We start from the raw sequence: 23952 nt of genomic DNA, 5'->3' as shown, positions 1-23952 counted from the left end.
CGAAACCTCGCTGCCCTCGGCCTCGCATTCACGAGGGGCGCACCTCTTGTTGATTCGCTCGCTGCGCTCGCTCATGGGGTGTCGCCTCCTGCCGGGTCTTGGGGGGTGGGGGGCTGGGCGGGGGCCTCGGGCTTGGCCTGGGGCTCGGGCTTGGCCTCGGGCTTCGGCTCGGACTCGGGCTTCGGGGCCGGGGGCTGTTCGGCCACTGGCTCCTTCTTGGCCTGCGGTTTCTGCTCGGCCTCCGGCTCCTGCTTGGCCTCCGGCTTCTGCTCGGCCTGCGGTTTCTGCTCGTCGTCGGCGAAGGCCGGGCGCGCGTGGTGCCAGGGCGCGTCGGAGGAGGGCGGGGCCGCCGGGGCACCCGTCGCCGCCGGCGCCTCGTCGGCCGGTGCCGCCTGCTGGCTGGCCGAGCCCTCGCTCACGGAACGCGTACGGCGAGCGGGCCGGTCAGGACGCGCGGCGGGCTCCGGACGTTCGGCAGGCGCGGGCCGCTCGGCCGGGCTCGCCCCCGGGGCCGCCGGCGTCTCCGCCGCCTGCTGGCTCGCCGAGCCCGCGCCCGCGGTCCGCGTACGCCGCGCCGGACGCTCGCCCGCGGCGGCGCCCGCCGCACGCGCGCCACCGGCCGCACGAGCACCACGCGCAGGCCGCGCGGGCGCGGGCGGCAGCTGGCCCTTGAGCGGGCCCCACTCGTTCGGGTCCGGGACGCCCGGCGGCAGCATCTGACGGCGCTTCGGCCCGCCGTGCTCGGACTCCCCCGGCTCCTTGGCCCCGGGCCACGCCTTGGCGACCCGAGCCGCCAGCACGAAGTCCTTGCGCAGCGGATGGCCCTCGAAGGTCTCCGGAAGCAGCAGCGGTACGAGGTGCGGATGGCCGCTGAAGTCCACGCCGAACATCTCGTGGGTCTCGCGCTCATGCCAGGCCGCGCCCGCGTACACACCCACCGCCGTGGGCAGCGCGGCCGCGTCGTGCGGCACGGTCGTCCGCACGACCAGCCGGTGGACGGCCCCCGGCTGCGCCACGTTCGCGAGGTGCGCGCAGATACGGAACCCGGTGCCGGGCTCGTCGACGGCGCTCAGCCAGTCGAAATAGGTGCAGCCGAGAGTGTCACGGGCGGCCGTCAGGGCCGCGAGCCAGCCGTCGGCCGGGACGTCGACCGTCAGCAACTCGTACGCCAGCTCCGCCGTGGCCCCCGTCCCGAAGATCTCGCTCGCGGGCCGCGGCAGCCAGCCGACGACCGGCTCGGCAGCGGGCTCGGCGATGGGCTCGGCAGTCGGCTCCGCGGCCGCCTCGGCCGGCTCCTCGGGCTCGCGCCGCTGCTCGGGCTGCTCGGGCTGCTCGGGCTGCTGCTCACTCATCGGGGCTCCTCCCCCGCCGGCCGCTCCGCCGTCTTGGGGGCGGGCGGCTCCACCAGCCCGCTGCGCAGCGCGGCCGCCGACGCCCGTCCGGCACCACGACCGCCGCGCCCGTGCCCGTACCGCTCCCCCAGCGACTCGCGCGCGATCTTCTCCTGGAGCTTGAGGATGCCCTGCAGCAGCGCCTCCGGCCGCGGCGGGCAGCCCGGTACGTACACGTCCACCGGGATGATCTGGTCGACGCCCTTGGTGACGGAGTACGAGTCCCAGTAGGGGCCGCCGCAGTTGGAGCAGGCCCCGAAGGAGATGACGTACTTCGGCTCGGGCATCTGCTCGTAGAGCCGCTTGACCGCGGGCGCCATCTTGTCGGTGACGGTGCCGGAGACGACCATCAGGTCGGCCTGGCGCGGACCGGGCGCGAACGGGATCACACCGAGCCGGATGAAGTCGTGCCGGGCCATGGATGCGGCGATGAACTCGATGGCGCAGCAGGCGAGCCCGAAGTTGAAGACCCACAGGCTGTAGCGGCGGCCCCAGTTGAGGACCACCTTCATGGGTTCCGGCGCGAGCCGGGCCAAGGTGCCCAGGCGCCGGGGCTCCGGCAGGAACTCGGGGGCAGCGCCCTCGGAAGCGGCTGCGGAACCGTTCGAGGCGGGGGTCACGTCCATTGCAGGACGCCCTTCTTCCATGCGTAGAGCAGTCCGACGGTCAGGAAGCCGAGGAAGACGAACATCTCCACGAGCGTCACGCCGCCGAAACCGGGGGCGGCGAAGACCGTCGCCCAGGGGAACAGGAAGATCGAGTCGACGGCGAAGATGACGTAGAGGAAGGCGTAGACGTAGTAGCGGACCTGGGTGTGCGCCCAGCCCTCACCGACCGGGTCCACACCGCATTCATACGTCAGCAGCTTCTCGGGCGTCGGCACAACCGGGCGCAGCAGCCGCCCGGCCCCGAAGGCCACGGCCACGAAGAGCACGCCGACCACGGCGATCAGCCCGACGACCGAATAGCCCTGGAAGTAGTCCGCGGCGACGGTGGTGCGTGCGGTCGCGTCCACCACGTCCGTCCTCGCTCCCTGACTTGCGCTTGTTCAACGACTTCGACGATCTGTACGGACGGGAGTCTAGGCCCTGCCGGGCCGCCCCGAGCAGCCGCGTCGTCGCCGACGGTGAGGTTGTCCCTACTTCGCCCATCCTGGGCGGGCGGCAGCGTAGACGTCACGGCCGGTTGTCTCAGGGACTGTCTCACGAGTCGGACGGAGACGGGAAGACGGAGCCTGGAGGACGGCGACGGCAGGCGGGACGGACCGGGTCAGCGGACGGGTCCGCCGTCGAACGGGCTGCGGAGATCGGGGGCGGCGGGGGCAGCGCGGGTGGAGGGAGCGGCGGCGGGTCCGGTGGGCCTGGCGGGCTGGGTGGGCTGGGTGGGCTGGGTGGGCTGGGTGGAATCTGGCCGATCAGTGGGTTTGGAGAGGCTGACTGCCGGGGCTGGAGTGGCCGGAGTGGCCGACGTGGCTGATTCCGCTGCGGCGGGCGGCGGGGCGGGCATCGTCGGCGGGGTGGGCGCGCCCGGCATCGGCTGGGCCACCGGGGGCTGAGACTGCGGTTGCGGTTGCGGTCGCAGGTGCGGCTGGTGGTGCCGGGGGTCGGATGGCGCCTGGTGGTGCGGCGACGGCGCGGGGTACTGGGGCTGGATGTGGCCCTGAGCCATTGGCTGCGGCTGCGTCTGGGGAGCGGGCTGGGCCTGAGGCGTCGGCTGAATCGGAGGCATCGGCTGGGTCTGCTGAGGGGCAGGCCTGGGCTGATGCTGCTGAGGCGTGCGGTGATGCGGCTGCTGGTGCTGGTGCTGGTGCTGCGACGGCTGGGGCTGGTGCGACTGGGGCTGGGGCTGGGGCTGGGGCTGGGGCTGGTGTTGAGCCTGCGCCTGCGCCCCCTTCCCCCGCTCGCGCGAGACCGCCCGGTCCATCACCTCGGCCGCGATCCGTGCCGCCGCCTCCCGCGTCCGCTCCCCCAGCAGTTCCGTGCGGATGGCGCCGCCGGCCGCCAGATGACGGTCGTACGGGAGTGGCAGCACCGCCGCGCCCCCGGCCCCCAGATGCTCGGCCGCCTTGCGGACGTCGACGCCGCTGTCGGGCGAGGAATGGGTGAGCACGACCACGGTGGTCGGCAGCAGGCCGGGGTGCAGGCCGCCGACCCAGTCCAGTACGGACCGGGTGGCCGCCACGCCCTCCGGGGTGGCCGGGGTGACCAGCACCCGCGCCTGCGTCGTCACCAGCGCGGTGCGTGCCACCTCGGCGGGCAGCGTTTCGCAGTCCACCACGGTGGCCGCGAAGTGCCGGCGCAACGACGTCATCACGACCCGGTACGTGTCGATGTCCAGCCGCGTGCCGATGGCGCCCTGGCTGCCGGGCAGCAGCCAGCCGCCGCCCGCGAACGGCAGGAGGTAGCCGGTCAGGTCCGTGATCAGCATCGAGGGGTCGACGATCTGCGCCAGATCGCTGCCCGACCAGCGCACCTCCCGAGCGCCGAGCCGGTGCGGCAGCGTGCCGAGCGCCGGATCGGCCTCGACGGCGAGCACCGGATCGGGCCGGTAGTGCGCGTAGGTGAGCGCCAGCAGGGCTGCGACGGTGGACTTGCCCGCGCCGCCGCGGATGCTGGACACGGCGATCTGCCGGCCCGTGGTCACGGGCTGCTGGATGGCGTACGCGGCCTGTGTGACGGCTGCCGTCTCGGCAGCCGGGGACGAGGCGAACACCCGGCGCAGCGCCCGCCCGGCGCGCCGGCTCAGCGGGTCACCGCGCCGCGGCTTGGGCTGCCCGGCGGCCAGTTCCGGCGGCAGCAGCGGGACGGAGACGGGCGTACTGGACGGCAGCCGCGCGGATCGGCCGTAGCGCCCGGAGGCGGGAGCCTGCGGGGTGGGGGCCTGCGGGGTGGGGGCCTGCGGGGTGGGGGCCTGCGGGGTGGGGGCCTGCGGGGTGGGGGCCTGCGCGGCCGGTGCCGATGCCGGTCCCGATGGGGCGGGCTGCGTGGGAGCGGGCGCCTGCGAAGGCGCGGCGGGCGTGGACGGTGGCGGCACGGACGGCCCCGGTATGGACGCTCCCGGCGCGGACGGTCCCGGTACGGACGGTCCCGTTGCCGACGCCGCGTACGCCTCGGGCGCGGCCGGTCGCGGCCCGGAAGCCGGTGCCGCCACGGGCGCCGCCGCGGGCATCGGCTGCGCCGCGGGCAGCGATCCCGGCGTGTTCAGGGGGCCCGGCGTGGCGCCGGCTCCGGGCGGCGCCCCACGCATCGGGCCCGTCCCGGCCGTCGTGCCCGTCATCCCTGCCTCGCCCATCGCTCCTGTCACACCCGTCGCACTCGCCACGCCAGCCTCATCCATCGCACTCACCGAACCCGCACCCCCTTCCCGCTCACGCAACTCATCGCCCTGCCGTCCCTCTTGCCACCCGGTTGCGGACAACCCCTGCCCCACCCGCTCAGCTTCGTTATGCGCATACGCATACGCATCCGATGGCGGTGGCGACTGCGGTGACGGTGACGATCCCGCGCCCGTCCCCGCGCCCGTCCCCACTCCCGCGTCCGCGCCCGCTCCCGACCCGGTCCCCGACAGCGACCCCGGCTCCGCCGACATGGCCTCTCCCCCGCCCTTCTCGGTCAGGACCCGCCCAGCAGCAAGCTGTAGACCCCGAAGGCCCCCAGCGCCACCGGGATCAGCGCCATCACACCGATCGACTCGACCATGTCCAGCCACCGCCGCAACCGTGCCCGTACGGGCTCCGGCACGCGCACCGCGAGGCCGGCGACGGGAAGCGCCGCCAGCGCGCACAGCGCCACCAGGGCGCCCGCCGCCGCCCCGCCGTCCGTCGCCCACAGCAGAACAAGCCGTACGCACACGGCCATGCCCGCCGCCAGCAGCGCGACGACCTCCACCGCCAGCGGGTAGGCGCGCGCCCGCGAGAACAACACGACGCACAGGAGGACGGCGACGAGCACGGTCCAGACGCCGGACGCACCCGCCGCCAGCACGCCCGCCGCGCCGGCCGAGAGCGCCATGGCGACGGTGGCCGGGGCGAGCCCGCGATGCGTTGCGCCCAGTGCGGCTGCCACTTGGTGCCGGCTGACCGGGGTGCCACCGGAGCGCTGGTCGTCCAGCCGGGTCAGACCGGCCGCCATCAGGGCGAGCCGCGGCAGATATCCGAGGACGAGGACGGAGACGAAGCCGAGCGCAACTCCCGTACGGGCTGGGGTGGTCAGCGCCAGCCCCAGTTCCCAGCCGCCTACCGCGAGCGCGACCGAGGCCGCGCCGATCAGGCCGCCGCGCCCCAGGGGCGTGCAGAGGCCGAGGAGCGCGAGCACGGCGGCGGCCGTCAGTCCGACGGAGGCCAGCCGGGCGCTGCCGCCCGATGCCGCCTGCCAGGCGGCGATCAGGCCGAGGGCGCCACCGGCCAGCAACAGGGCGGCGGCCGGGGCGTGTTGCCCGGTGCGGCCGGCCAGGGCGCCGATCGCCGCACCGGCGGCCACGACGAACACGGCGGCTATACCGAGCCAGAGAGCGGTGCCGCCGTCCCCGTACCAGACGGCCGCGCACACACCGGCGACCGCCGCGAGCAGCACGCTCGCCGTCACCGCCGTCCAGACGCTGGTCCGCTCGCCCCAGCCCCAACCACGGACGTCGAGGGGGTCGGCCGCCTCGTCCGCGAGGCCCGGCTCGGGGGACGCGGACGCCCCGTCCATCTCCCGTATGAGCCGCAGCACGGCGCCCTCGGGCACCTTGGCGGAGGCCAACGAGTCGTGCGGCGCGAGCACCGCGCCATGGGACGTGACCAGCCGGCGCGCCGAGGGACCGCTGCCCGCCCGTTCGCCGAGCAGCCGAAGGATGTCGGGCAGCAGCGCCCCTATGGACTCCTGCGCGGGTACGACGAGCTCGACGCGCCGTCGCTCACCGACCAGCGTCACCCGGCTGAGGCCGCTCCGCTGCCCCGCCCCCGCGGACACGCCCGTCCCCATCGTTCCTCGCCTCTCCCGTTCCTATCCGCATCACAATACGGTCCCGCCGCCGCGCGGTGTCCACCCTGTGGATAACGAGATAGGCACTAACCTGCGCCAACGCGGCGGCATGGGCTACGGGGAGGCCGGCTTACGAGACGCTCAAGAGCCACTCATGGGGCGCTCACGGGGCGCGCTTGACCACCACCGTGGTCGCCGCCTTGTCGTGCAGGCACTGCCGGTACGGCTTGTCCCAGCAGCACCACAGCAGGTTCAGCAGCGACAGGAACGGCACAAAGCCCATCGGGAAGACCACGAGGAACCGGCCGAAGGCACGGCCGAGCGAGATGTTCCGCCCGTCCTCGAGCCGCGCGACCCGCAGTCCGCAGATCTGCTTCCCGAGGGTGCCGCCGAACTTCCAGTTCATGAAGGGCTCGTGAAACACCAGCACGACCAGGGAGATGATGGCGATCACTCCGGTGATCACACCCAGCGCCTCGCTCCCCGGAGCCATCGCGTGGACCAGGGCGGAACCACCGGCCACCACGGCCATCAGGACGAAGACGAACAAAATGTCCAGGAGCCGCGCGCCGAGCCGGGCCCCCTGATTGGCCAGCATCTGCTCGCTCGGGCCACTGACCTGCGGCGGGTACGCGTACGCGGGCGCCGGCGGGGGGCCGAACTCGCCCTGTGGCGGCGGAAATCCACTCATGGGCTTGATCCAATACGGCTTCCACGTCCGGCACAAACGGGTTCCCGTGTCGCACGGCAATCGATCGCAAACGGTTACCCGGGCGAGGTGGGGGGTGGGGTGCTGGGGGTAGGGCAAACCCCACCCCCCGGCACCCTACGTACCCCATGGCACGCGAGGCCGCGGCCGGTGCAGGCTTGGGCGCATGACGGACAATTCCCGGCCCAGTGCTGCTCATGGCGCCCTTGACGGCACCTCACCACCTGCTCCCAGAGCACCTCTCAACGCCTGGACCTGGCGGGAAATCGCATACCTTCTGTCCAATTTCCCGTTGGGTGTGGCCGCGTTCGCCCTGGTCGTGGTCTGGCTCGCGCTGGGGCTCGGGCTGTCCGTCACGGTGATCGGGCTGCCGTTGTTGGCGGCGGGGCTGATGGCATGCCGGCAGTACGGGAGGCTGGAGCGGGCGCGGGCACGGGTACTGCTCGGGGTGCGGGTGCCGGAGCCGAGCGGACTGCGACCGGGCGAGCGGGGGTTCTTCCCGTGGCTGTGGACGTGTCTGAAGGACCCGGTCGCCTGGCGGCACGCGCTGTTCGCGTTCATCCGGCTGCCCTGGGCCCTCCTCACCTTCACGCTCACCTTCGTCTCGCTGTTCGTGGCGTGGCCGGTGTTGCCGTGGCTGGCCCGGTGGCTGACGAACGTGGACCGGGCCATGGTGCGCGGGCTGCTCTCGCCGTCCGACGAGCTGGAGCGGCGGATCGCCGAGCTGGAGTCGGACCGGATGACGGTCACCGACACGGCCGCGGCCGACCTCCGCCGCATCGAACGCGATCTGCACGACGGCGCACAGGCCCGGCTGGTCGCGCTCGCCATGGGCCTCGGGCTGGCCAAGGAGAAGCTCCTGGAGGGCCAGGCCGACGAAAGCGTGGCGGCGATGGTGGACGAGGCACACGGCGAGGTGAAGCTGGCGCTTCAGGAACTGCGGGATCTGGCCCGGGGCATCCATCCGGCGATCCTCACGGACCGCGGGCTGGGCCCCGCACTGACCTCGCTGGCCGGCCGCTGCACGGTGCCGGTCACCACCTCCGTCGACCTGGAGGAGCGGCCCGCGCCCGCCATCGAGGGCATCGCCTACTTCACCGTCTCCGAGCTGCTCCAGAACGTCTCGAAGCACAGTGCGGCGCGGCGGGCGGAGGTGGAGGTGTGGCGGTCGGCGGACCGGCTGCTGATCCAGGTGCAGGACGACGGGCGGGGCGGTGCGCGGCTGGACGGCGGCAGCGGGATGGCCGGGCTCGCCGATCGGCTGGGGGCCGTGGACGGCCTGTTCATGCTGGATTCGCCGGCCGGCGGGCCCACGCGGGTGACGGCGGAGCTGCCGTGGCGGCCGCGGGCGGAGGGTGCAGCGGGCGCGGCGGGCGCGGCCGGCGACTGACCGCCCTGACCTGCGTTTTTGCGCCCAGCCACAGGCCGGGGGTGGGGAAAACCCCCGCAGAAGACTGAGAAAACCCTCATGGTGCGGGCGGCGCCGGAACCGGACCCTGGACGTAGGCGAAGAGAGCCGGCTCGGCGGACGTGGCAGGAATCGCGTACGGAGACCGGACACGGCAGAACGGACGACGAGACGATGGATACCGCATACGCACCGCAGCCTCGCGGCTCCCGGGTGCCCATGGGGCTGCGGGCCCCGTTCTCCGGGCACGCCTGGCGGGGGTACCTCTACCTCTTCCTGAGCGTCCCGCTGGCCGTCCTGATGTTCGCGTACGCGATAACGGTGATCTCGCTCGGCGCCGGCCTGCTGGTGACGTTCCTGGGCATTCCGGTGCTGGCGGGCGGGCTGGCCGGAACCCGTGCGCTGGGCGGTCTGGAGCGGGCGCGAGCCCGCGCGCTGCTGGGGCAGGAGGTGGCCGAGCCCGAGCCGGTCCGCGCCGCCAAGCCGGGCCTGCTGGCATGGGTCGGGGCGGTGCTGAAGAGCGGGGCCTCCTGGCGGCACCTTCTCTACTCGTTCCTGCACTTCCCGTGGGCGCTGTTCGCCTTCATCTTCGCGACGACCTTCTGGGCCGTGGGCTGGGGACTGCTGGCCTATCCGCTGTGGCGGTGGACGTTCCCGGACTACCTGGGCCAGCCCGGCATCCAGATCATGGGCGACGGATACGGCCATGGTCTCTACCTCGACACTCCGCTGGAGACAGGGCTCACCAGCGCCGTCGGGCTGCTGATCGTGATGGCGGGGCCGTGGGTGATCCATGGGCTGACGCAGGTGGACCGGGTCATGGTCCATGGGCTGCTGGGCCCGTCCTCCCTCGCCAGCCGGGTCTCGGAGCTGGAGTCGGACCGCGGGGTCGTGGTCGACACCGCGGCGGCCGATCTCCGGCGCATCGAGCGCGATCTGCACGACGGCGCGCAGGCCAGGCTGGTCGCTCTCGCCATGGATCTGGGCCTGGCCAAGGAGAAGCTGGCGGAGGATCCCGAGGCCGCCGCGAAGATGGTGGACGAGGCACACGGCGAGGTGAAGATCGCGCTCCAGGAGCTGCGGGATCTGGCCCGCGGAATCCACCCGGCGATCCTGACCGACCGGGGGCTCGGCCCGGCGCTCTCCGCGCTGGCCGCGCGCTGCACGGTGCCGGTGACGGTGAGCGTCGAACTGGACCGCCGCCCGGCCGCGGCGATCGAGGGAATCGCCTACTTCACCGTCTCCGAGCTGCTGCAGAACGTGTCGAGGCACGCACGGGCGACGAGCGCGACGGTGGATGTCTGGCACACCGCGGACCGGATCATGCTGCTGGTCCGGGACGACGGCCGGGGCGGTGCGAACACCGAGGTCGGCAGCGGTCTGGCCGGGCTCGCCGAGCGACTCCACGCCGTCGACGGGCTGCTGGTCCTGGACTCGCCGAACGGCGGCCCGACGTCCATAACCGCCGAACTGCCGTGGCGCGGGTGACGGCCGGTCCGGGCGGCTAGCGGCCGGCTGCTGTCGGCCGCCGGCAACCGGCGGCCGGGGCCGGGACGGGGGTCCGGCCCCGGCCGTCGGTTCCTCGCCCACCTCCCCGCCCGTCCCCGCGCCCGTCCTCCCGACCTCCTCGCCCGTCCCCCGCTCCAATCGCCCGTCACTCGCCGCGTCACCGTCCGAATGCTGGGATGCTGTGGCTGGCAGGGTGGGGAGTGACGAGGCATGGGGGAGTCGGGACCGTGGAGGACAGGGTGCGGGTGGTCATCGCCGAGGATTCGGTGCTGCTTCGGGAGGGCCTGACGCGGTTGCTGACCGACCGGGGGCACGATGTCGTGGCGGGTGTGGGCGACGCCGAGGCGCTGATCAAGGCCATCAGGGAGTTGGCGGACGAGGGCGCGCTGCCGGATGTGGTGGTCGCGGACGTACGGATGCCGCCGACGCACACCGACGAGGGGGTGCGGGCCGCGATCCGGTTGCGCCGGGACCACCCTGACCTGGGGGTGCTGGTGCTCTCGCAGTACGTCGAGGAGCAATACGCGACGGAGCTGCTGGCCGGTTCGAGCCGGGGCGTCGGCTATCTGCTCAAGGACCGGGTGGCCGAGGTGCGGGAGTTCGTCGACGCGGTGGTGCGGGTCGCCGAGGGTGGCACCGCGCTGGACCCGGAGGTGGTCGCGCAGCTGCTCGGCCGCAGCCGGAAACAGGATGTGCTGGCCCATCTGACACCGCGGGAGCGGGAGGTGCTGGGGCTGATGGCCGAGGGCCGGACGAACTCCGCGGTCGCCCGGCAGCTGGTGGTCAGCGACGGCGCGGTGGAGAAGCACGTCAGCAATATCTTCCTGAAACTCGGGCTGTCGCAGAGTGACGGGGATCACCGGCGGGTGCTCGCGGTGCTCACCTATCTCAACTCCTGACCATCTGACACCCTGTCAGTTATGCAGGCCGGGGCGACGCAGACCGCGGACCAGGGCTTTGGTCGTAGAACCAAAGGACGAGTCCGGAGCGTCATACAGAAGAGGTAACGGGGGCGGTGATTTCATGACAAAACGCGCCAGGACAGCGTCTCAGCTGGACGTCCAGCATGTGATCGACCCAGGGAAGGTCACCCTTACCCACGTACGATGGATATGGGACAACCAGTCGGTACGACACGTCCCGAGCCCTGCCTCAGGCGGGGACGCCGCACCCCTCGAGGGAGGTCCGAAGCAGTGACGAGCCAGGTCAGTAGCCCAGCCGAGCAGGCCGACGGAGCGCTTGTCGGGGAACAGCGCGCATCCGGCGACGGCGGCGGAGGCAAGGAAGTCCGGCGTCTGGACCGGGTGATCATCCGGTTCGCCGGCGACTCCGGTGACGGTATGCAGCTCACGGGTGACCGGTTCACATCAGAGACGGCTTCGTTCGGTAACGACCTGTCGACGCTGCCGAACTTCCCCGCCGAGATCCGGGCCCCCGCCGGGACCCTGCCGGGCGTCTCCAGCTTCCAGCTGCACTTCGCCGACCACGACATCCTCACGCCCGGCGACGCGCCGAACGTGCTGGTGGCGATGAACCCGGCCGCGCTGAAGGCGAACCTCGCGGATGTGCCGCGCGGCGCGGAGATCATCGTCAACACCGACGAGTTCACCAAGCGCCCGATGGCCAAGGTCGGCTATGCGACCAGCCCGCTGGAGGACGGCTCGCTGTCGGCGTACAACGTCCATCCGGTGCCGCTCACCACGCTGACGATCGAGGCGCTCAAGGAATTCGGGCTGTCCCGGAAGGAGGCCGAGCGCAGCAAGAACATGTTCGCGCTGGGTCTGCTGTCGTGGATGTACCACCGGCCGACGGAGGGCACCGAGAAGTTCCTGCGCTCGAAGTTCGCAAAGAAGCCGGAGATCGCCGAGGCGAATGTCACGGCGTTCCGGGCCGGCTGGAACTTCGGTGAGACCACCGAGGACTTCGCGGTCTCGTACGAGGTCGCACCGGCCACAAAGGCCTTCCCGACCGGCACCTACCGCAACATCTCGGGGAATCTCGCGCTGTCCTACGGACTGGTCGCCGCCTCGCAGCAGGCGGACCTGCCGCTCTACCTGGGCTCGTACCCGATCACCCCGGCCTCCGACATCCTGCACGAGCTGTCCAAGCACAAGAACTTCGGTGTACGGACGTTCCAGGCGGAGGACGAGATCGCCGGAATCGGCGCGGCCCTGGGTGCGGCGTTCGGCGGCGCGCTGGCGGTCACGACCACCTCGGGCCCCGGTGTGGCTCTGAAATCGGAGACCATCGGGCTCGCGGTCAGCCTTGAGCTGCCACTGCTGATCGTGGACATCCAGCGCGGCGGCCCCTCCACGGGTCTGCCCACCAAGACGGAGCAGGCCGACCTGCTCCAGGCGATGTTCGGGCGCAACGGCGAGGCGCCGGTGCCGATCGTGGCGCCGCAGACCCCCGCCGACTGCTTCGACGCAGCGCTGGACGCGGCCCGTATCGCGCTCACCTACCGCACCCCCGTCTTCCTGCTGTCCGACGGCTATCTGGCCAACGGCTCCGAGCCGTGGCGGATCCCGGACGTCGACGAACTGCCCGACCTGCGCGTCCAGTTCGCCTCCGGGACCAACCACCAGCTGGCGGACGGCACCGAGGTGTTCTGGCCCTACAAGCGCGACGAGCAGACCCTGGCCCGCCCGTGGGCGGTGCCGGGCACGCCGGGCCTGGAGCACCGCATCGGCGGCATCGAGAAGCAGGACGGCACGGGCAACATCTCCTACGACCCGGCCAACCACGACTTCATGGTGCGCACCCGCCAGGCGAAGATCGACGGTATCGACGTCCCCGACGTCGAGGTCGACGATCCGGCCGGCGAGGACGGCAAGGGCGCGGGCACCCTCGTCCTGGGCTGGGGGTCGACGTACGGTCCGATCACCGCGGCGGTACGGCGCGTACGGGGCGCAGGGGAGCGCATCGCGCAGGCCCATCTGCGCCACCTCAACCCCTTCCCGCGGAATCTCGGCGACGTCCTGAGGCGTTACGACAAGGTGATCGTGCCGGAGATGAACCTCGGACAGCTCGCCACTCTGCTGCGCGCCAAGTACCTGGTGGACGCGCGCTCGCACACCCAGGTCAGCGGAATGCCGTTCAAGGCCGAGCAGCTCGCGGAGGTCTTTAAGGAGGCCATCAATGACTGAGACGATCTCGGAGGGCTCCTCGCAGATCGAGGCGCTGTCCCTGGTGCCCAAGGCCGACGCCAAGCAGTCCATGAAGGACTTCAAGTCCGATCAGGAAGTGCGCTGGTGCCCCGGCTGCGGTGACTACGCCGTCCTCGCCGCCGTCCAGGGCTTCATGCCCGAGCTCGGCCTGGCGAAGGAAAACATCGTCTTCGTCTCCGGCATCGGCTGCTCCTCCCGCTTCCCGTACTACATGAACACCTACGGGATGCACTCCATCCACGGCCGCGCCCCGGCCATCGCCACCGGCCTGGCCTCCTCGCGGCGCGATCTGTCCGTATGGGTCGTCACCGGTGACGGCGATGCGCTGTCCATCGGCGGCAACCACCTCATCCACGCGCTGCGCCGCAACGTCAACCTCAAGATCCTGCTGTTCAACAACCGGATCTACGGTCTGACCAAGGGCCAGTACAGCCCCACCTCCGAGGTCGGCAAGATCACCAAGTCGACGCCGATGGGGTCGCTGGACGCCCCGTTCAACCCGGTCTCCCTGGCGATCGGCGCCGAGGCGTCCTTCGTGGCCCGCACCGTCGACTCCGACCGCAAGCACCTCACCTCGGTGCTGCGCGAGGCCGCCGCCCACCCCGGTACGGCACTGGTGGAGATCTACCAGAACTGCAACATCTTCAACGACGGCGCGTTCGAGGCCCTCAAGGACAAGGAGCGGGCCCAGGAGGCCGTGATCCGCCTGGAGCACGGCCAGCCGATCCGCTTCGGCGCCCCGGCCGCCGACGGGCTCGGCTCCAAGGGCGTCGTCCGCGACCCGGCCACCGGCGACCTCAAGGTCATCGACGTGGCGTCGGAGGGCGCGGCGGACGTGCTGGTGCACGACGCGCACAACCCCTCGCCCACCACCGCCTTCGCCCTCTCCCGGCTCGCCGACCCCGACACGCTGCACCACACCCCCATCGGTGTGCTGCGCAATGTCGACCGCCCCGTCTACGACACCCTGATGTCCGACCAGCTCGACACGGCCATCGAACAAAAGGGCAAGGGCGACCTGGCCGCGCTCCTGGCGGGCAATGACACTTGGACGGTCGTGGGCTAGCGGGTTCGCTGCGCTTTGCCTGGGCCGTTTTCGGCTGTCCCGCCGTTGTGGTTGGTGTGGGCGGTTGCCGCTGCGCGGGGCCGGTTCGCTGCGCTTTGCCTGGGCCGCGTCTCTGGCTTTCCCGCCGTTGTGGCTGGTGTGGGCTGTTGCCGCTGCGCGGGGCTTTTCGGCTGCGGTGCCGGAACTCAGGACTCCGTCATGAGTTCCGGCCCCTCCCGTGGGTGGGTGGTGGGAGATGGTGGGGCTTGCCGTACGCCGTCGGCTGCGGCTTGTGGTCCGGGAGCCGTGCCGTGCTGGGATCCGCCGGTGGTCCCTCAGCGGACCCCTCGGGGGCCCGGGGCCTCGCCCCGGTTTCGGGGTCCGGGGCCTGGCCCCGGTTTCGGGAAGGGGCGGGACCGGGGCAACGGAATCGCGCACGACGCCCCGCACCCGGCAACGCACCCCCACGCACCACCCACCTCCCCGTCCCCACCCCAACGGGAGGGGACGGGCCGCGGGACGGAGTCGTGCGGCCCGTCACCGCACCCGACAGCCCCGCGCAGCGACCCCGCCCGCCGCAGGCGCAACGGCGCGACACCCCCACAGCGGGACAGCCAAAGACGCGGCCCAGGCAAAGCGCAGCGGACCGCAACGGCGACAACCCCCCACGCCGCGACAGGCGACAACGGCGAGCAACCAAGCCTGCTAAGCCCAAGCGCCGCGCCCCGTAATCACCGTATTCCGAAACGGGCATGACACCGGAAGCGTGTGGGGTTACCTTTCACAGGGTCGACGCAGAGCCACCGGGAGGGCCGTTGCAGTCTGGAAGCGAACAGCGCACAGGACTCGCCTTCGGCTTCGCCGCGTACGGAATGTGGGGGTTGCTGCCGCTCTACTGGCATCTGCTGGGCGCCGCCTCGGCGTCCGAGATCATGGCGCACCGCATGGTGTGGTCGCTGCCCGTCGCGGTCGTCGTCCTGGCCGTGATGCGCCGATGGGCCTGGATACGCCCGCTGCTGCGTCAGCCCAAGCGGCTCGGGCTGATCCTGGTCTGCGCAACCGTCATCTCGGTGAACTGGTTCCTCTACATCTGGGCGGTCAACGCCGGGCATGTGCTGGAGGCTTCGCTCGGCTACTTCATCAACCCGCTGGTCAGCATCGCCTTCGGCGTTCTGGTGCTGCGGGAGCGGCTGCGGCCGCTGCAGTGGACGGCGGTGGGTGTCGGCGCCCTCGCCGTCGTCGTGATGACCGTCGCCTACGGCAAGGTGCCGTGGATCGCGCTCGCGCTGGCCTTCACGTTCGCGACATATGGGCTGGTCAAGAAGGGCATCAAGCTCGACGGTATCGAGGGCTTCAGCGCCGAGACGGCCATGCAGACGCTGCCCGCGCTCGGTTTTCTGGTCTTCCTCGGTATGCGCGGTGACTCCGGCTTCACCACCGGCGGGGTGGGCCTGGCACTGCTGCTCGCGGGATGCGGGATCGCGACCGCGGTGCCGCTGATCTGCTTCGGCGCGGCGGCGGTGCGGTTGCCGCTGTCGACGATCGGGATGATGCAGTATCTGGCGCCAACGTTCCAGTTCGTACTGGGACTTACGGTCTTCCACGAGGAGATGCCGCCCGAGCGCTGGGCCGGGTTCGCGCTGGTGTGGCTGGCGCTGGCGGTGCTGACCTGGGATGCGCTGCGGACCGGCCGACGAGGCCGGGCGGCACTTGCCGACGCTGGGGCTCGCGCGAGCGAGGCGGCGGTGGCAGAGACAGCGGCGGTTGAGCCCGTGGTGGCAGAGGCAGCGGTCGCCGAGGCGGCGCAGGGAGCGCGGGCCGCGGCCCCGTTGGAGGGGCCGGGCCGCGCTGGCCCGACCACTCCCCCCGGCCGTCCTACGCCGTGATGTCCCGCGTGGTGAACCGCGCCCAGGCCGCCGAGCCGAAGACGACGGCATAGAGCGCCTGCAGGCCGAGGTTTTTCTGCAGCTGGTCCCAGTAGACGGGGTCGCGGAGCAGGTCGGCGAAGGACAGCCAGTAGTGCGGGAAGAGATACGGCTGGATGGCGTCCAACTGCGGGATGGTGTCCAGGATTTGCACGGTGATCAGCAGGCCGACCGTCGTCGCCATCGCCGCGATACCGCTGGTCGTGAGCGTCGATATGAACAGGCCGACGGCGGCCACGCCTATGAGGGAGAGCGCGACGACGCATGCGATGGCCAGCGCGCGCAGCAGCCCTTCGCCGAAGGACACGGAGGTGCCGGAGAGCAGGGTGACGTCGCCCAGCGGGAAGAGCACCGCGCCGGTCAACAGCGCTGACAGCGCCACAACCAGGGTGCCCACCAGGCAGAACGTCATGGTCGTGGCGTACTTGACCAGCAGCAGGCGGGTGCGGCCCGCGGGGGCGACGAGGAGATAGCGCAGCGTCCCGGCAGTGGCCTCGCCGGCTATGGAGTCGCCCGCGATCACCCCGATGGACATCGGGAGGAAGAACGGCAGCGTCATCGCGAGCGAGGTGAAGACCAGGAAGAGCCCGTTGTTGGTGATCTGCGAGAGGAAGGCCGGGCCGCCCTCACCCCCGCCGCCGCCCGCCGACCCGCCGTCGCCGGTCTCGATCTTCACGGCGATGCCGACCAGGACCGGTACGCCCGCGAGCACCGCCAGCAACGCGAGGGTGCGCCAGCGCCGGAACGTCATACCGATCTCGCTGCGCAGCAGGCCCAGCGACCACAGCGGTCGGCGGCGCAGCACCCCGTCAGCCTGCGACATCGAAGCCCTCCCCGGTCAGATGCACAAAGACGTCCTCCAGCGAGGCGCGCTCGGTGCCGAAGGCGCGGACGCGGACACCGGCGTGGACGAGCGCGGCGTTCAGATCCGCGAGTTCGAGGGAGTCCGGGGAGAGAGGGGAGTCGGAGGAGAGAGGGGAGTCGGGGGAGGTGGCGGGGTTCTGATGGCCCTGAGGGGACGGCTCGGACGGGAGCTCGCCCGTCACCCGGTCTTCGGTGACTTCGAGGTCGGTCACGCCCTGCTCCTTCAGGACGCGCACCGCGTCCGCCGTGTCGGGAGTCGTCACCGTCAGCCTCCCGAGGCCGCGCGAGCCGAGCACGGTGGCGGAGAGGTCGGCGACGGTGCCCTGGGTGATCAGTCGGCCTCGGGCCATCACCGCGGCATGGGTGCAGACCTGCTCGATCTCGTCGAGCAGGTGTGAGGAGAGGAAGACGGTGGTGCCGTCCGCCGCCAGCTCACGGACCAGCGCTCGGATCTCCCGCATGCCCTGCGGGTCGAGGCCATTGGTCGGCTCGTCGAGAACCAGCAGCTCACGGGGCTGGAGCAGGGCCGCGGCCAGCCCGAGGCGCTGCTTCATGCCGAGGGAGTAGGCGCGCGCCTTCTTGCCGGCCGCGGCGGCCAGGCCCACCCGCTCCACCGCGCGGCCGACCCGCTCGGCGCGGGTGCGGGGATCGGCGGTCGGATCCGCGGCGTCGAAGCGCCACAGATTGTCGCGGCCGCTGAGGAAGCCGTAGAGCGCCGGGCCCTCGATGAGTGCACCGACCTTGGGGAGCACCCGGCGGCCGGCGCCGGGCATCGGCTGCCCGAGCACCCGCGCGCTGCCCGCGGTCGGTTCGATCAGGCCCATCAGCATGCGGATGGTGGTGGTCTTGCCGGAGCCGTTGGGCCCGAGGAAGCCGAAGACACTGCCTCGCGGTACGGCCAGATCCAGGCCGTCCACGGCGAGCTGACCGCCGCGGTACGCCTTGGTCAGCCCGCGCGTCTCGATCACCCGGTCCCCGGCGGGCCGGTGTTCGCGTGCGGGCCCCGCGGCGGCTGGCTGCGGCATCGGCTCCCCCGGTGTCGTGATGTGTGGCGTGTGACGTGTAGCGGGTGGCGGGTGGCGGGTGGCGGGTGATGTAAGCGGCGTATGGCGGATGGTGTGTGCGGTACGGGCTGCGCCGCGCCACCCCGGGCGGGGTGGCGCGGCGGTCGGTTCAGTCGCTGCCGTCAGTAACGACCGTCTCCCACCGTCCCCTTACTTCGCGGCGTTGGCCGCGGCTATCAGGGACTGCTTGTCGACGGCGCCGGCGTAGATGGTGCCGTCGTCCGTCACCAGGGCGTTGACCAGGCGGGTGCTGAAGACCCGGCCGGAGCCGAAGGAGCCGGTCACCTTGTCGCCGACGCTGTCGAGGAACTTGCCAGCGTCGCCGGCGGCGTCCTGCTCCTTGCCGGAGGGCAGACCCTGGCCGGAGCCCTTGATCGTGGCGATGGACGTCCAGCCCTTGCCGATGACGTTGAACCCGTCCGGGCCCTGCTTGAAGTCCTTCATGCCCTTGTGGCCCTTGAAGCCCTTGCCGGCCTCGAAGTCCTTCTGCGCCTTCGCGCCCTCCTTGTCGCCGTCGACGACCTTGGCGCCCTTGGGAGGCGTGAAGGAGAACGTGTCCGCATCGGGCTTGGCGAAGTCGACGTTGGTGAAGCCCGCGTCGATCGCGGCCGCGCCACCGCTCTTGGGAGTGAGGGTGAACTTCAGCGGGACGCCGTTCTCGGCGTCCACCGAGATCCGGATCGCGCCGATGGTCGAGCCGGACTGCTTCGGCTTGATCACGAGCTGGTAGGCATCCCGCCCGGCGACCCTGGCCGTGCCGTCGACCGTGACCGAGGTGGTGTCGCCCGCCGCCTTGAGGGCCTCCTTCGCGAGGTCCTGCGGGGTGGCGTTCTTCAGGTCCTTGGGGAGGCCCTCCGGCCGGCCCTGGTGCGGCCCGTGATGGCTGCCGCGCTTGGCGCCGTCGGCCGCCTTGCTGTGTACGGCGGTGTTGCTGCCACTGTCGTACGCCCAGACCTCGGCGCCGTTGTGGATGAAGCTGTATTCGGCGGCCTTGTCGACGATCGACACCCGCTGCTTGTCGGGGCCGTCGGCGGCGACGCGCAGCGTGTGCGCACCGGACGCCAGCTCCATCAGTTTGTTCTGCGGGGACGCGGACGCGCCGTCCTCGCCCTGCGCGCCACCGCTCGGGCCGTCGCCGCCGAACGCGCCGGCACCGACACCGCCCGGCAGGCCGGGCAGGCCCAGGTCCGTACTGATCCGGACCGTGCCGGACAGCTGCTGGACATCGGAAGTGGCGATCTTGGCGACCAGATCCTGCGCCGAGATCTTCGGCAGATCGGGCGAACCGACGCCGGCGAACGCCGGGACCAGCCCGATCGTCGCCGCCGTAACCCCCACCACCGCGACCGGCACCCCGTACCGCACCGCCTTACGGCGCTTCGGTGAACGCTCCCCGCCCCATTCGTCGGTGCCCTCCGTCGGTTCGTTCCGTGGCATGTGCCGTACCTCCGTCGTATGCGGCGGTCGCTGCGCGATGCACTCGCCCACCCCCGGGCTCATGGTGAGCCGTCCGCCGTGCTGTGGTGCTTTCCATCCCACCAAACCGCCCGGCAAAAAGCGTCAGCCCGCGGAAGCAACTCGTCGTACTGCTGAGGTATGACGCCAGATCACCTGACGGCGGGGACCGTACAACCTGAGTCCGACCGGGCCCCTAGGGGAACCTGCGACATGACGGGGCGTCATATCGGGAGTGGGAGCGGCGGGCAGGTGGTGCGGGCTGTGGCGGCGGTGCCACGCGCTCACGCCGCGCAGCTATCCCGCGCGGTGCACCACCGAGTCGCACAGCCCCTCAAGTGCCGTCTTGGCCATGCAGGACGGCAGCGGCGCCAGCGTCGCGCGGGCCTCCTCGGCGTAGCGCACGGTGTCCAGACGGGCCTGCTCCAGCGCCGGGTGGGCGCGCAGCCCGGCCAGCGCCTCGGCATGCCGGACGTCGTCGGTGAGATCGCCGGCCAGCAGATCGCACAGCGCGCGGTCCTCGGCCGTACCGGAGTCGCCCTCGGCCAGCGCGCGCAGATGCAGCACCGGCAGCGTCGGGATGCCCTCCCGCAGGTCCGTGCCGGGCGTCTTGCCGGACTCGTGGGAGTCGCTGGCGATGTCCAGCACGTCGTCCGCCAGCTGGAACGCGGTGCCCAGCCGCTCGCCGTACTGGGTGAGGATGTTGACGACCGACTCGTCGGCACCGGACATCATCGCCCCGAGGCGGCCCGAAACGGCGACCAGCGAGCCGGTCTTGCCGGCGAGGACGTCCAGATAGTGCTCGATGGGGTCGTGCCCGTCGCGCGGGCCCGCGGTCTCCAGGATCTGGCCGGTCACCAGGCGCTCGAACGCCTCGGCCTGGATCCGGACCGCCTCGGGCCCGAGGTCGGCGAGGATGTGCGAGGCGCGGGCGAAGAGGAAGTCGCCGGTCAGGACCGCGACGGAGTTGCCCCAGCGGGCGTTGGCGCTGGGCACGCCGCGGCGCACATCGGCCTCGTCCATCACGTCGTCGTGATAGAGCGTGGCCAGGTGCGTCAGCTCGACGACGACGGCCGACGGCACCACGCCGGGGCTGTGCGGGTCACCGAATTGCGCGGCCAGCATCACCAGCAGCGGCCGGAACCGCTTGCCTCCCGCGCGCACGAGATGCTGCGCGGCTTCGGTGATGAACGGCACGTCGCTCTTGGTGGCCTCCAGCAGGCCCTCCTCGACAGCCGCCAATCCGGCCTGGACATGGGCCTCAAGAGCCTGGTCCCGCACGCTCAGCCCGAAGGGCCCGACGACGGTCACGAGGGGTACTCCTGTCTGCTGACGATCAAACCTATTGTCGATCTGTCGCTGTCTCCACCATTGGCCAGCGTATCCGGTCGCACTTCGATCACCGTGAGCGCCCGCCCCCCGAACCACCGGGAAGCGCGCCGACCTGCCGGCCGGTATGTTCCTGATCCCCCGTTGCTGGGCGTTTGGCATGGCGGAGAGATCGTGTCAGAGACGTGCACCTCGGGAGGCGTCCGCGTCAAGAAAAGGGGACGCGCGTGCTCCGGGAGGGCGCAGGACGCATCCCGTAGGGGAGCGGAAGGCCCCTGGCGACCCCGTAGGGGAGCGGGAGGCTCGTGCCCCAGGAGGGCGTCTCACCCGTACGCCCGCGCCACCGCGTGCGCCAGTCGCGGCGAGGCGAACTCCGTGCCGCACACGAAGCGCATCACCGGCCCGAACGACGCGGCCGCCGGCAGCCCGGTGAAGTACAGACCCGGCACGGAAGAGCCGAAGCCGGCGTCCAGCAGCGGCCCGCCGGCCCGCACCGCGATCTCCGTGCGCAGCCGCCGGCCCAGGAAGTCCAGCGCCGCCAGGTCCATCCGGTAGCCGGTCGCGGCCAGGACATGGTCGGCGGTGAGTTCGGCGTGGGGGGCGTGCGCGGCGGCCCCGCCGCCCCGGAGTGCCAGCACCGGACGGCCGTCCCGGATATGGGCCCGTACGATCCGCGTCCCCTGGGTCACCCGTACCCGCCCCACGAAGCGGTCCCGCAGCCACCACGCGCCCAACGGGCCGAGCACCCGCCGCACCAGGAAGCGGCGCGCGGGCGCCGGGAGATGACGGAACCCCCCGGCGTAATAGGTCAGCGCGTACAGCGACCAGGCGTTGCCGAACGGCGTCCGCGGCCGGAGGCGGGGCTGGCGGTCCGGCGGCGCCCCGAAGCCCACGGCCGCGCGCCCGCGCGCCACCACCCGTACGGACGCCGCGCCCGCGTCCGCCAGGAGCACGGCGCTCTCCAGGGCCGACTGCCCGGCGCCGACCACGACCACGTCCCGGCCGGCCAGCGCCGACAGATCGTGATGCTGCGAGCTGTGCGACACCGGGCCCTTGGCTGATGGCCCCTCCGGGACGGCGGCGGCCAGCTCGGGCGGCAGATACGCGATCCCGGTGAGTCCGGTGGCGACGATCACGGCGCGCGCGGCGGCCCGCTCACCGCTGTCCAGTGTCAGCTCGAAGCCGTCGGACCCGCGGTCTACCGAGACGACCCGGACCCGTTCCAGCCCCGGGAGCAGCCGCTCCTGCACCCACTGCCCGTACCGGACGAAGGTCTCCACCGGGATGACGTCCCAGTCGGACTCGTAGCCGCCCTCCCCCGTGGCCGCGCAGAAGTCGCCGAGGGTGTGGCCGGGCTGCGGGGCATCGATGCTGGACGCGCCGGGGGTCGACTTGAGCAGCATGCCCGCCGGCATCCGCGCCCGCCAGCTCACCATCGGCTCCCCGAAGACCCGCACCGGCACACCGCGCGCCCGAAGATGCGCGGCCGTCGACAGGCCGTACGGGCCGGCCCCGATGACCGCTACCGGAGTGCTCACTTCGATGCCTCCCCTGGGTGGGTGCGTCAGTGGTGCTGCTGTGGGGTGTGTGGTGCTGTGTCCTCGGCGTTCGGTGTCTTCGGTGTCCTCGGCGTTCGGTGTTTTCGTCCTCAGCGCCGGTGTTGTGCCGCCGCTCTCCGGGTGCGCCGCAGCTCCGCCAGGTGCCGGGCGCCGGGCCCGACGCACCGGGCGAGCATGGTGAAAAACGGCAGCGGATCGTCGGCCGCGAACCACGCCAGTTCCGTGCCGGCCGGCCGCCTCGGGGTGTGCGGTGCCGTACGGCGGCCCCGGTAGACGAGCCGCGCGGGCAGATCGATGTTCTCGACGACGAAGCGGTGCCCGGCCCGCTGGTCGCCCTGCGGGACGGCGCGCCCGGTGAGATCCAGATGCTGGGCGCGTACGACATCCACCCCGGCCGCGTTCTCGAAGAGCCGGAACTGTGCGCCCATCCGGGGGTTGAAGTCCAGCAGCTTGTACCGGCCGTCCCTGCGGTCGAGGCGCCAGTCGAGGTCGGCGGTCCCGCTGAAGCCGATCCGTTCGACGAACCGGGCCGTCATCTGGGCCAGTTCGGGGTTGTCGACGACATACGCGCAGGCCGTCATGCCGGCGTACGGGGGCCAGGAGCGCACCTTGACCCCGGTGAACAGCGCGAGCGCCGCGCCGGACGCGTCGGCATACGCGTGCACGATCCAGTCCTCGGCGTCCTCCCGCGGCAGATACTCCTGGAGGATCACGCCCGGCCGCGGGCCCCAGCCGCGCGCCAGGGCCAGCAGTTGGGACGGCCCGCCGATCCGGGTCGTCCCGGCGACCGCGGGCCGCCGGCGCCGCAGGAACGCCTCACGATTCTTGGCGACCACCGGGAAGCGGGCCTGCCCGGCGTAGGCCTCGATGTCCGCGTACGAGCGGGGGAAGGCGGCCGCCGGTGACGGCACCCCGTGCTCGACGCAGAGCTCGTGCAGCCCCTGTTTGCTGGCCAGCCTGCGGGGCAGGCCGGCCGCCACCCGGGGGAAGCGGAACGGCCCGGCGAGCGCGGCGGCATGCTCGGCGATCAGTACGGCCGCCTCCTCGTCGGTCGGGACCAGTACCGTCGGCCGGCCGATGCGCCGGCCGATCCGCAGCAGCCCGTCCACCAGGCGGCCCGGATCCTCGCGCCCGGTGGTCGGCCACACAAAGCGGCCCTTCAGATAGCGGGAGGCCGCGGCGGGCGTGCAGCGGTCTTCGGTGATGGCGTATATGGGCACGCCGAGCCGCCCCAGGCTGCGGATCGCGCCCACGCCGCCATGGTGGAGCGGGTATGCGCCGATCTTCACGATCAGCGCCGGAACGCTCCGGTCGATCGCGAGCGCCTGCCGCGCAGGCCGCGCGCCACTGAGAGCCAACGTGTACCCCCCCCACCGGCAGAGTTCCGCCCGCCCGTGCCCGCTAAGGACGCTAGGCCCGAATTGTGTAGTGCGGCAAGGCCTTTCAGGACATTGCGCGGGGTGGGGCGAGAGAGGTGTGAGGTGCCGGCTCGACGGCGGTCGTGTCCCCCCACCCCCGAACCCACCCCCCGCCCCCTCCCCCGAAGGGGGAGAGGGGGAGGGG

18 protein-coding genes are annotated in these 23952 nt (G+C 72.1%); 6 read left to right on the top strand and 12 right to left on the bottom strand.

From position 1 onward, the window contains the following. Positions 1 to 71: 71 nt before the first annotated feature. From FCH28_RS18995 to FCH28_RS18965, 6 genes are all read right to left on the bottom strand, one after another. Entirely contained in the window at positions 72 to 1352 is a 1281-nt protein-coding gene (locus tag FCH28_RS18995; RefSeq protein ID WP_136741269.1) for an NADH-quinone oxidoreductase subunit C, read from the bottom strand. Beyond that, positions 1349 to 2017, bottom strand: a complete 669-nt coding sequence (locus FCH28_RS18990; protein ID WP_136741268.1) for an NADH-quinone oxidoreductase subunit B — start codon at positions 2015 to 2017, stop codon at positions 1349 to 1351. Before FCH28_RS18990 ends, FCH28_RS18995 begins: the two co-directional genes overlap by 4 nt. Beyond that, entirely contained in the window at positions 2008 to 2409 is a 402-nt protein-coding gene (locus tag FCH28_RS18985) for an NADH-quinone oxidoreductase subunit A (RefSeq protein ID WP_136741267.1), read from the bottom strand. The genes FCH28_RS18990 and FCH28_RS18985 overlap by 10 nt, the downstream gene beginning before the upstream one ends. Positions 2410 to 2660: 251 nt before the next feature. Beyond that, positions 2661 to 4682: a hypothetical protein gene (locus FCH28_RS39285; protein WP_246102998.1), complete on the bottom strand. Its 2022-nt coding sequence runs from the start codon at positions 4680 to 4682 to the stop codon at positions 2661 to 2663. A 320-nt stretch (positions 4683 to 5002) separates the two neighbouring features. Beyond that, positions 5003 to 6355: an EsaB/YukD family protein gene (locus tag FCH28_RS18970; RefSeq protein ID WP_136741266.1), complete on the bottom strand. Its 1353-nt coding sequence runs from the start codon at positions 6353 to 6355 to the stop codon at positions 5003 to 5005. Between the two features lie 163 nt (positions 6356 to 6518). Then, the gene (locus FCH28_RS18965; RefSeq protein WP_136741265.1) at positions 6519 to 7046 is read right to left on the bottom strand and encodes an RDD family protein; all 528 of its coding nucleotides are present in this window, start codon (positions 7044 to 7046) and stop codon (positions 6519 to 6521) included. A gap of 184 nt (positions 7047 to 7230) precedes the next feature. Between FCH28_RS18965 and FCH28_RS18960 the strand changes: the two genes are divergently transcribed. The 6 genes from FCH28_RS18960 (at position 7231) to rarD (ending at position 16079) form a co-directional block, all read left to right on the top strand. Beyond that, positions 7231 to 8454, top strand: coding sequence for a sensor histidine kinase (locus tag FCH28_RS18960; protein ID WP_136741264.1), 1224 nt, complete (start codon positions 7231 to 7233; stop codon positions 8452 to 8454). Positions 8455 to 8646: 192 nt separating this feature from the next. After that, positions 8647 to 9960, top strand: a complete 1314-nt coding sequence (locus FCH28_RS18955) for a sensor histidine kinase (RefSeq protein WP_136741263.1) — start codon at positions 8647 to 8649, stop codon at positions 9958 to 9960. A gap of 260 nt (positions 9961 to 10220) precedes the next feature. Then, positions 10221 to 10880 (top strand): response regulator transcription factor, encoded by a 660-nt coding sequence (locus tag FCH28_RS18950; RefSeq protein ID WP_136741493.1) that lies wholly within the window; start codon positions 10221 to 10223, stop codon positions 10878 to 10880. Positions 10881 to 11174: 294 nt separating this feature from the next. Further along, on the top strand, positions 11175 to 13127 hold the full coding sequence (locus tag FCH28_RS18945; RefSeq protein ID WP_136741262.1) for a 2-oxoacid:acceptor oxidoreductase subunit alpha: 1953 nt from the start codon (positions 11175 to 11177) through the stop codon (positions 13125 to 13127). Continuing rightward, entirely contained in the window at positions 13120 to 14214 is a 1095-nt protein-coding gene (locus FCH28_RS18940; RefSeq protein ID WP_136741261.1) for a 2-oxoacid:ferredoxin oxidoreductase subunit beta, read from the top strand. Before FCH28_RS18945 ends, FCH28_RS18940 begins: the two co-directional genes overlap by 8 nt. Before the next feature lie 794 nt (positions 14215 to 15008). Next, a complete protein-coding gene (gene rarD, locus FCH28_RS18935) occupies positions 15009 to 16079 on the top strand; it encodes an EamA family transporter RarD (RefSeq protein ID WP_187363870.1) in 1071 nt (356 codons plus the stop codon). Here rarD and FCH28_RS18930 read toward each other — a convergent pair. The 6 genes from FCH28_RS18930 to FCH28_RS18905 form a co-directional block, all read right to left on the bottom strand. Then, complete coding sequence (locus tag FCH28_RS18930; RefSeq protein WP_136741259.1) at positions 16069 to 16941, bottom strand: ABC transporter permease; 873 nt, start codon at positions 16939 to 16941, stop codon at positions 16069 to 16071. The genes rarD and FCH28_RS18930 overlap by 11 nt on opposite strands. Further along, complete coding sequence (locus FCH28_RS18925; protein ID WP_136741258.1) at positions 16928 to 18007, bottom strand: ABC transporter ATP-binding protein; 1080 nt, start codon at positions 18005 to 18007, stop codon at positions 16928 to 16930. The genes FCH28_RS18930 and FCH28_RS18925 overlap by 14 nt, the downstream gene beginning before the upstream one ends. A gap of 189 nt (positions 18008 to 18196) precedes the next feature. Further along, on the bottom strand, positions 18197 to 19483 hold the full coding sequence (locus FCH28_RS18920) for a LolA family protein (protein WP_136741257.1): 1287 nt from the start codon (positions 19481 to 19483) through the stop codon (positions 18197 to 18199). A 315-nt stretch (positions 19484 to 19798) separates the two neighbouring features. Next, positions 19799 to 20812: a polyprenyl synthetase family protein gene (locus tag FCH28_RS18915; protein ID WP_136741256.1), complete on the bottom strand. Its 1014-nt coding sequence runs from the start codon at positions 20810 to 20812 to the stop codon at positions 19799 to 19801. A gap of 341 nt (positions 20813 to 21153) precedes the next feature. Then, positions 21154 to 22368 carry an FAD-dependent oxidoreductase gene (locus tag FCH28_RS18910; RefSeq protein WP_136741255.1) on the bottom strand — a complete coding sequence of 405 codons (1215 nt, stop codon included), beginning with the start codon at positions 22366 to 22368 and terminating at the stop codon, positions 21154 to 21156. Positions 22369 to 22478: 110 nt separating this feature from the next. Further along, entirely contained in the window at positions 22479 to 23747 is a 1269-nt protein-coding gene (locus FCH28_RS18905; protein WP_246102996.1) for a carboxylate--amine ligase, read from the bottom strand. Positions 23748 to 23952 lie beyond the last annotated feature (205 nt).

Source organism: Streptomyces piniterrae (genome assembly GCF_005048155.1).
Taxonomy (GTDB): Bacteria; Actinomycetota; Actinomycetes; order Streptomycetales; family Streptomycetaceae; genus Streptomyces; species Streptomyces piniterrae.
The sequence above is the reverse complement of the archived record's forward strand: the minus strand, read 5'-3'. Positions and strand labels throughout refer to the sequence as shown.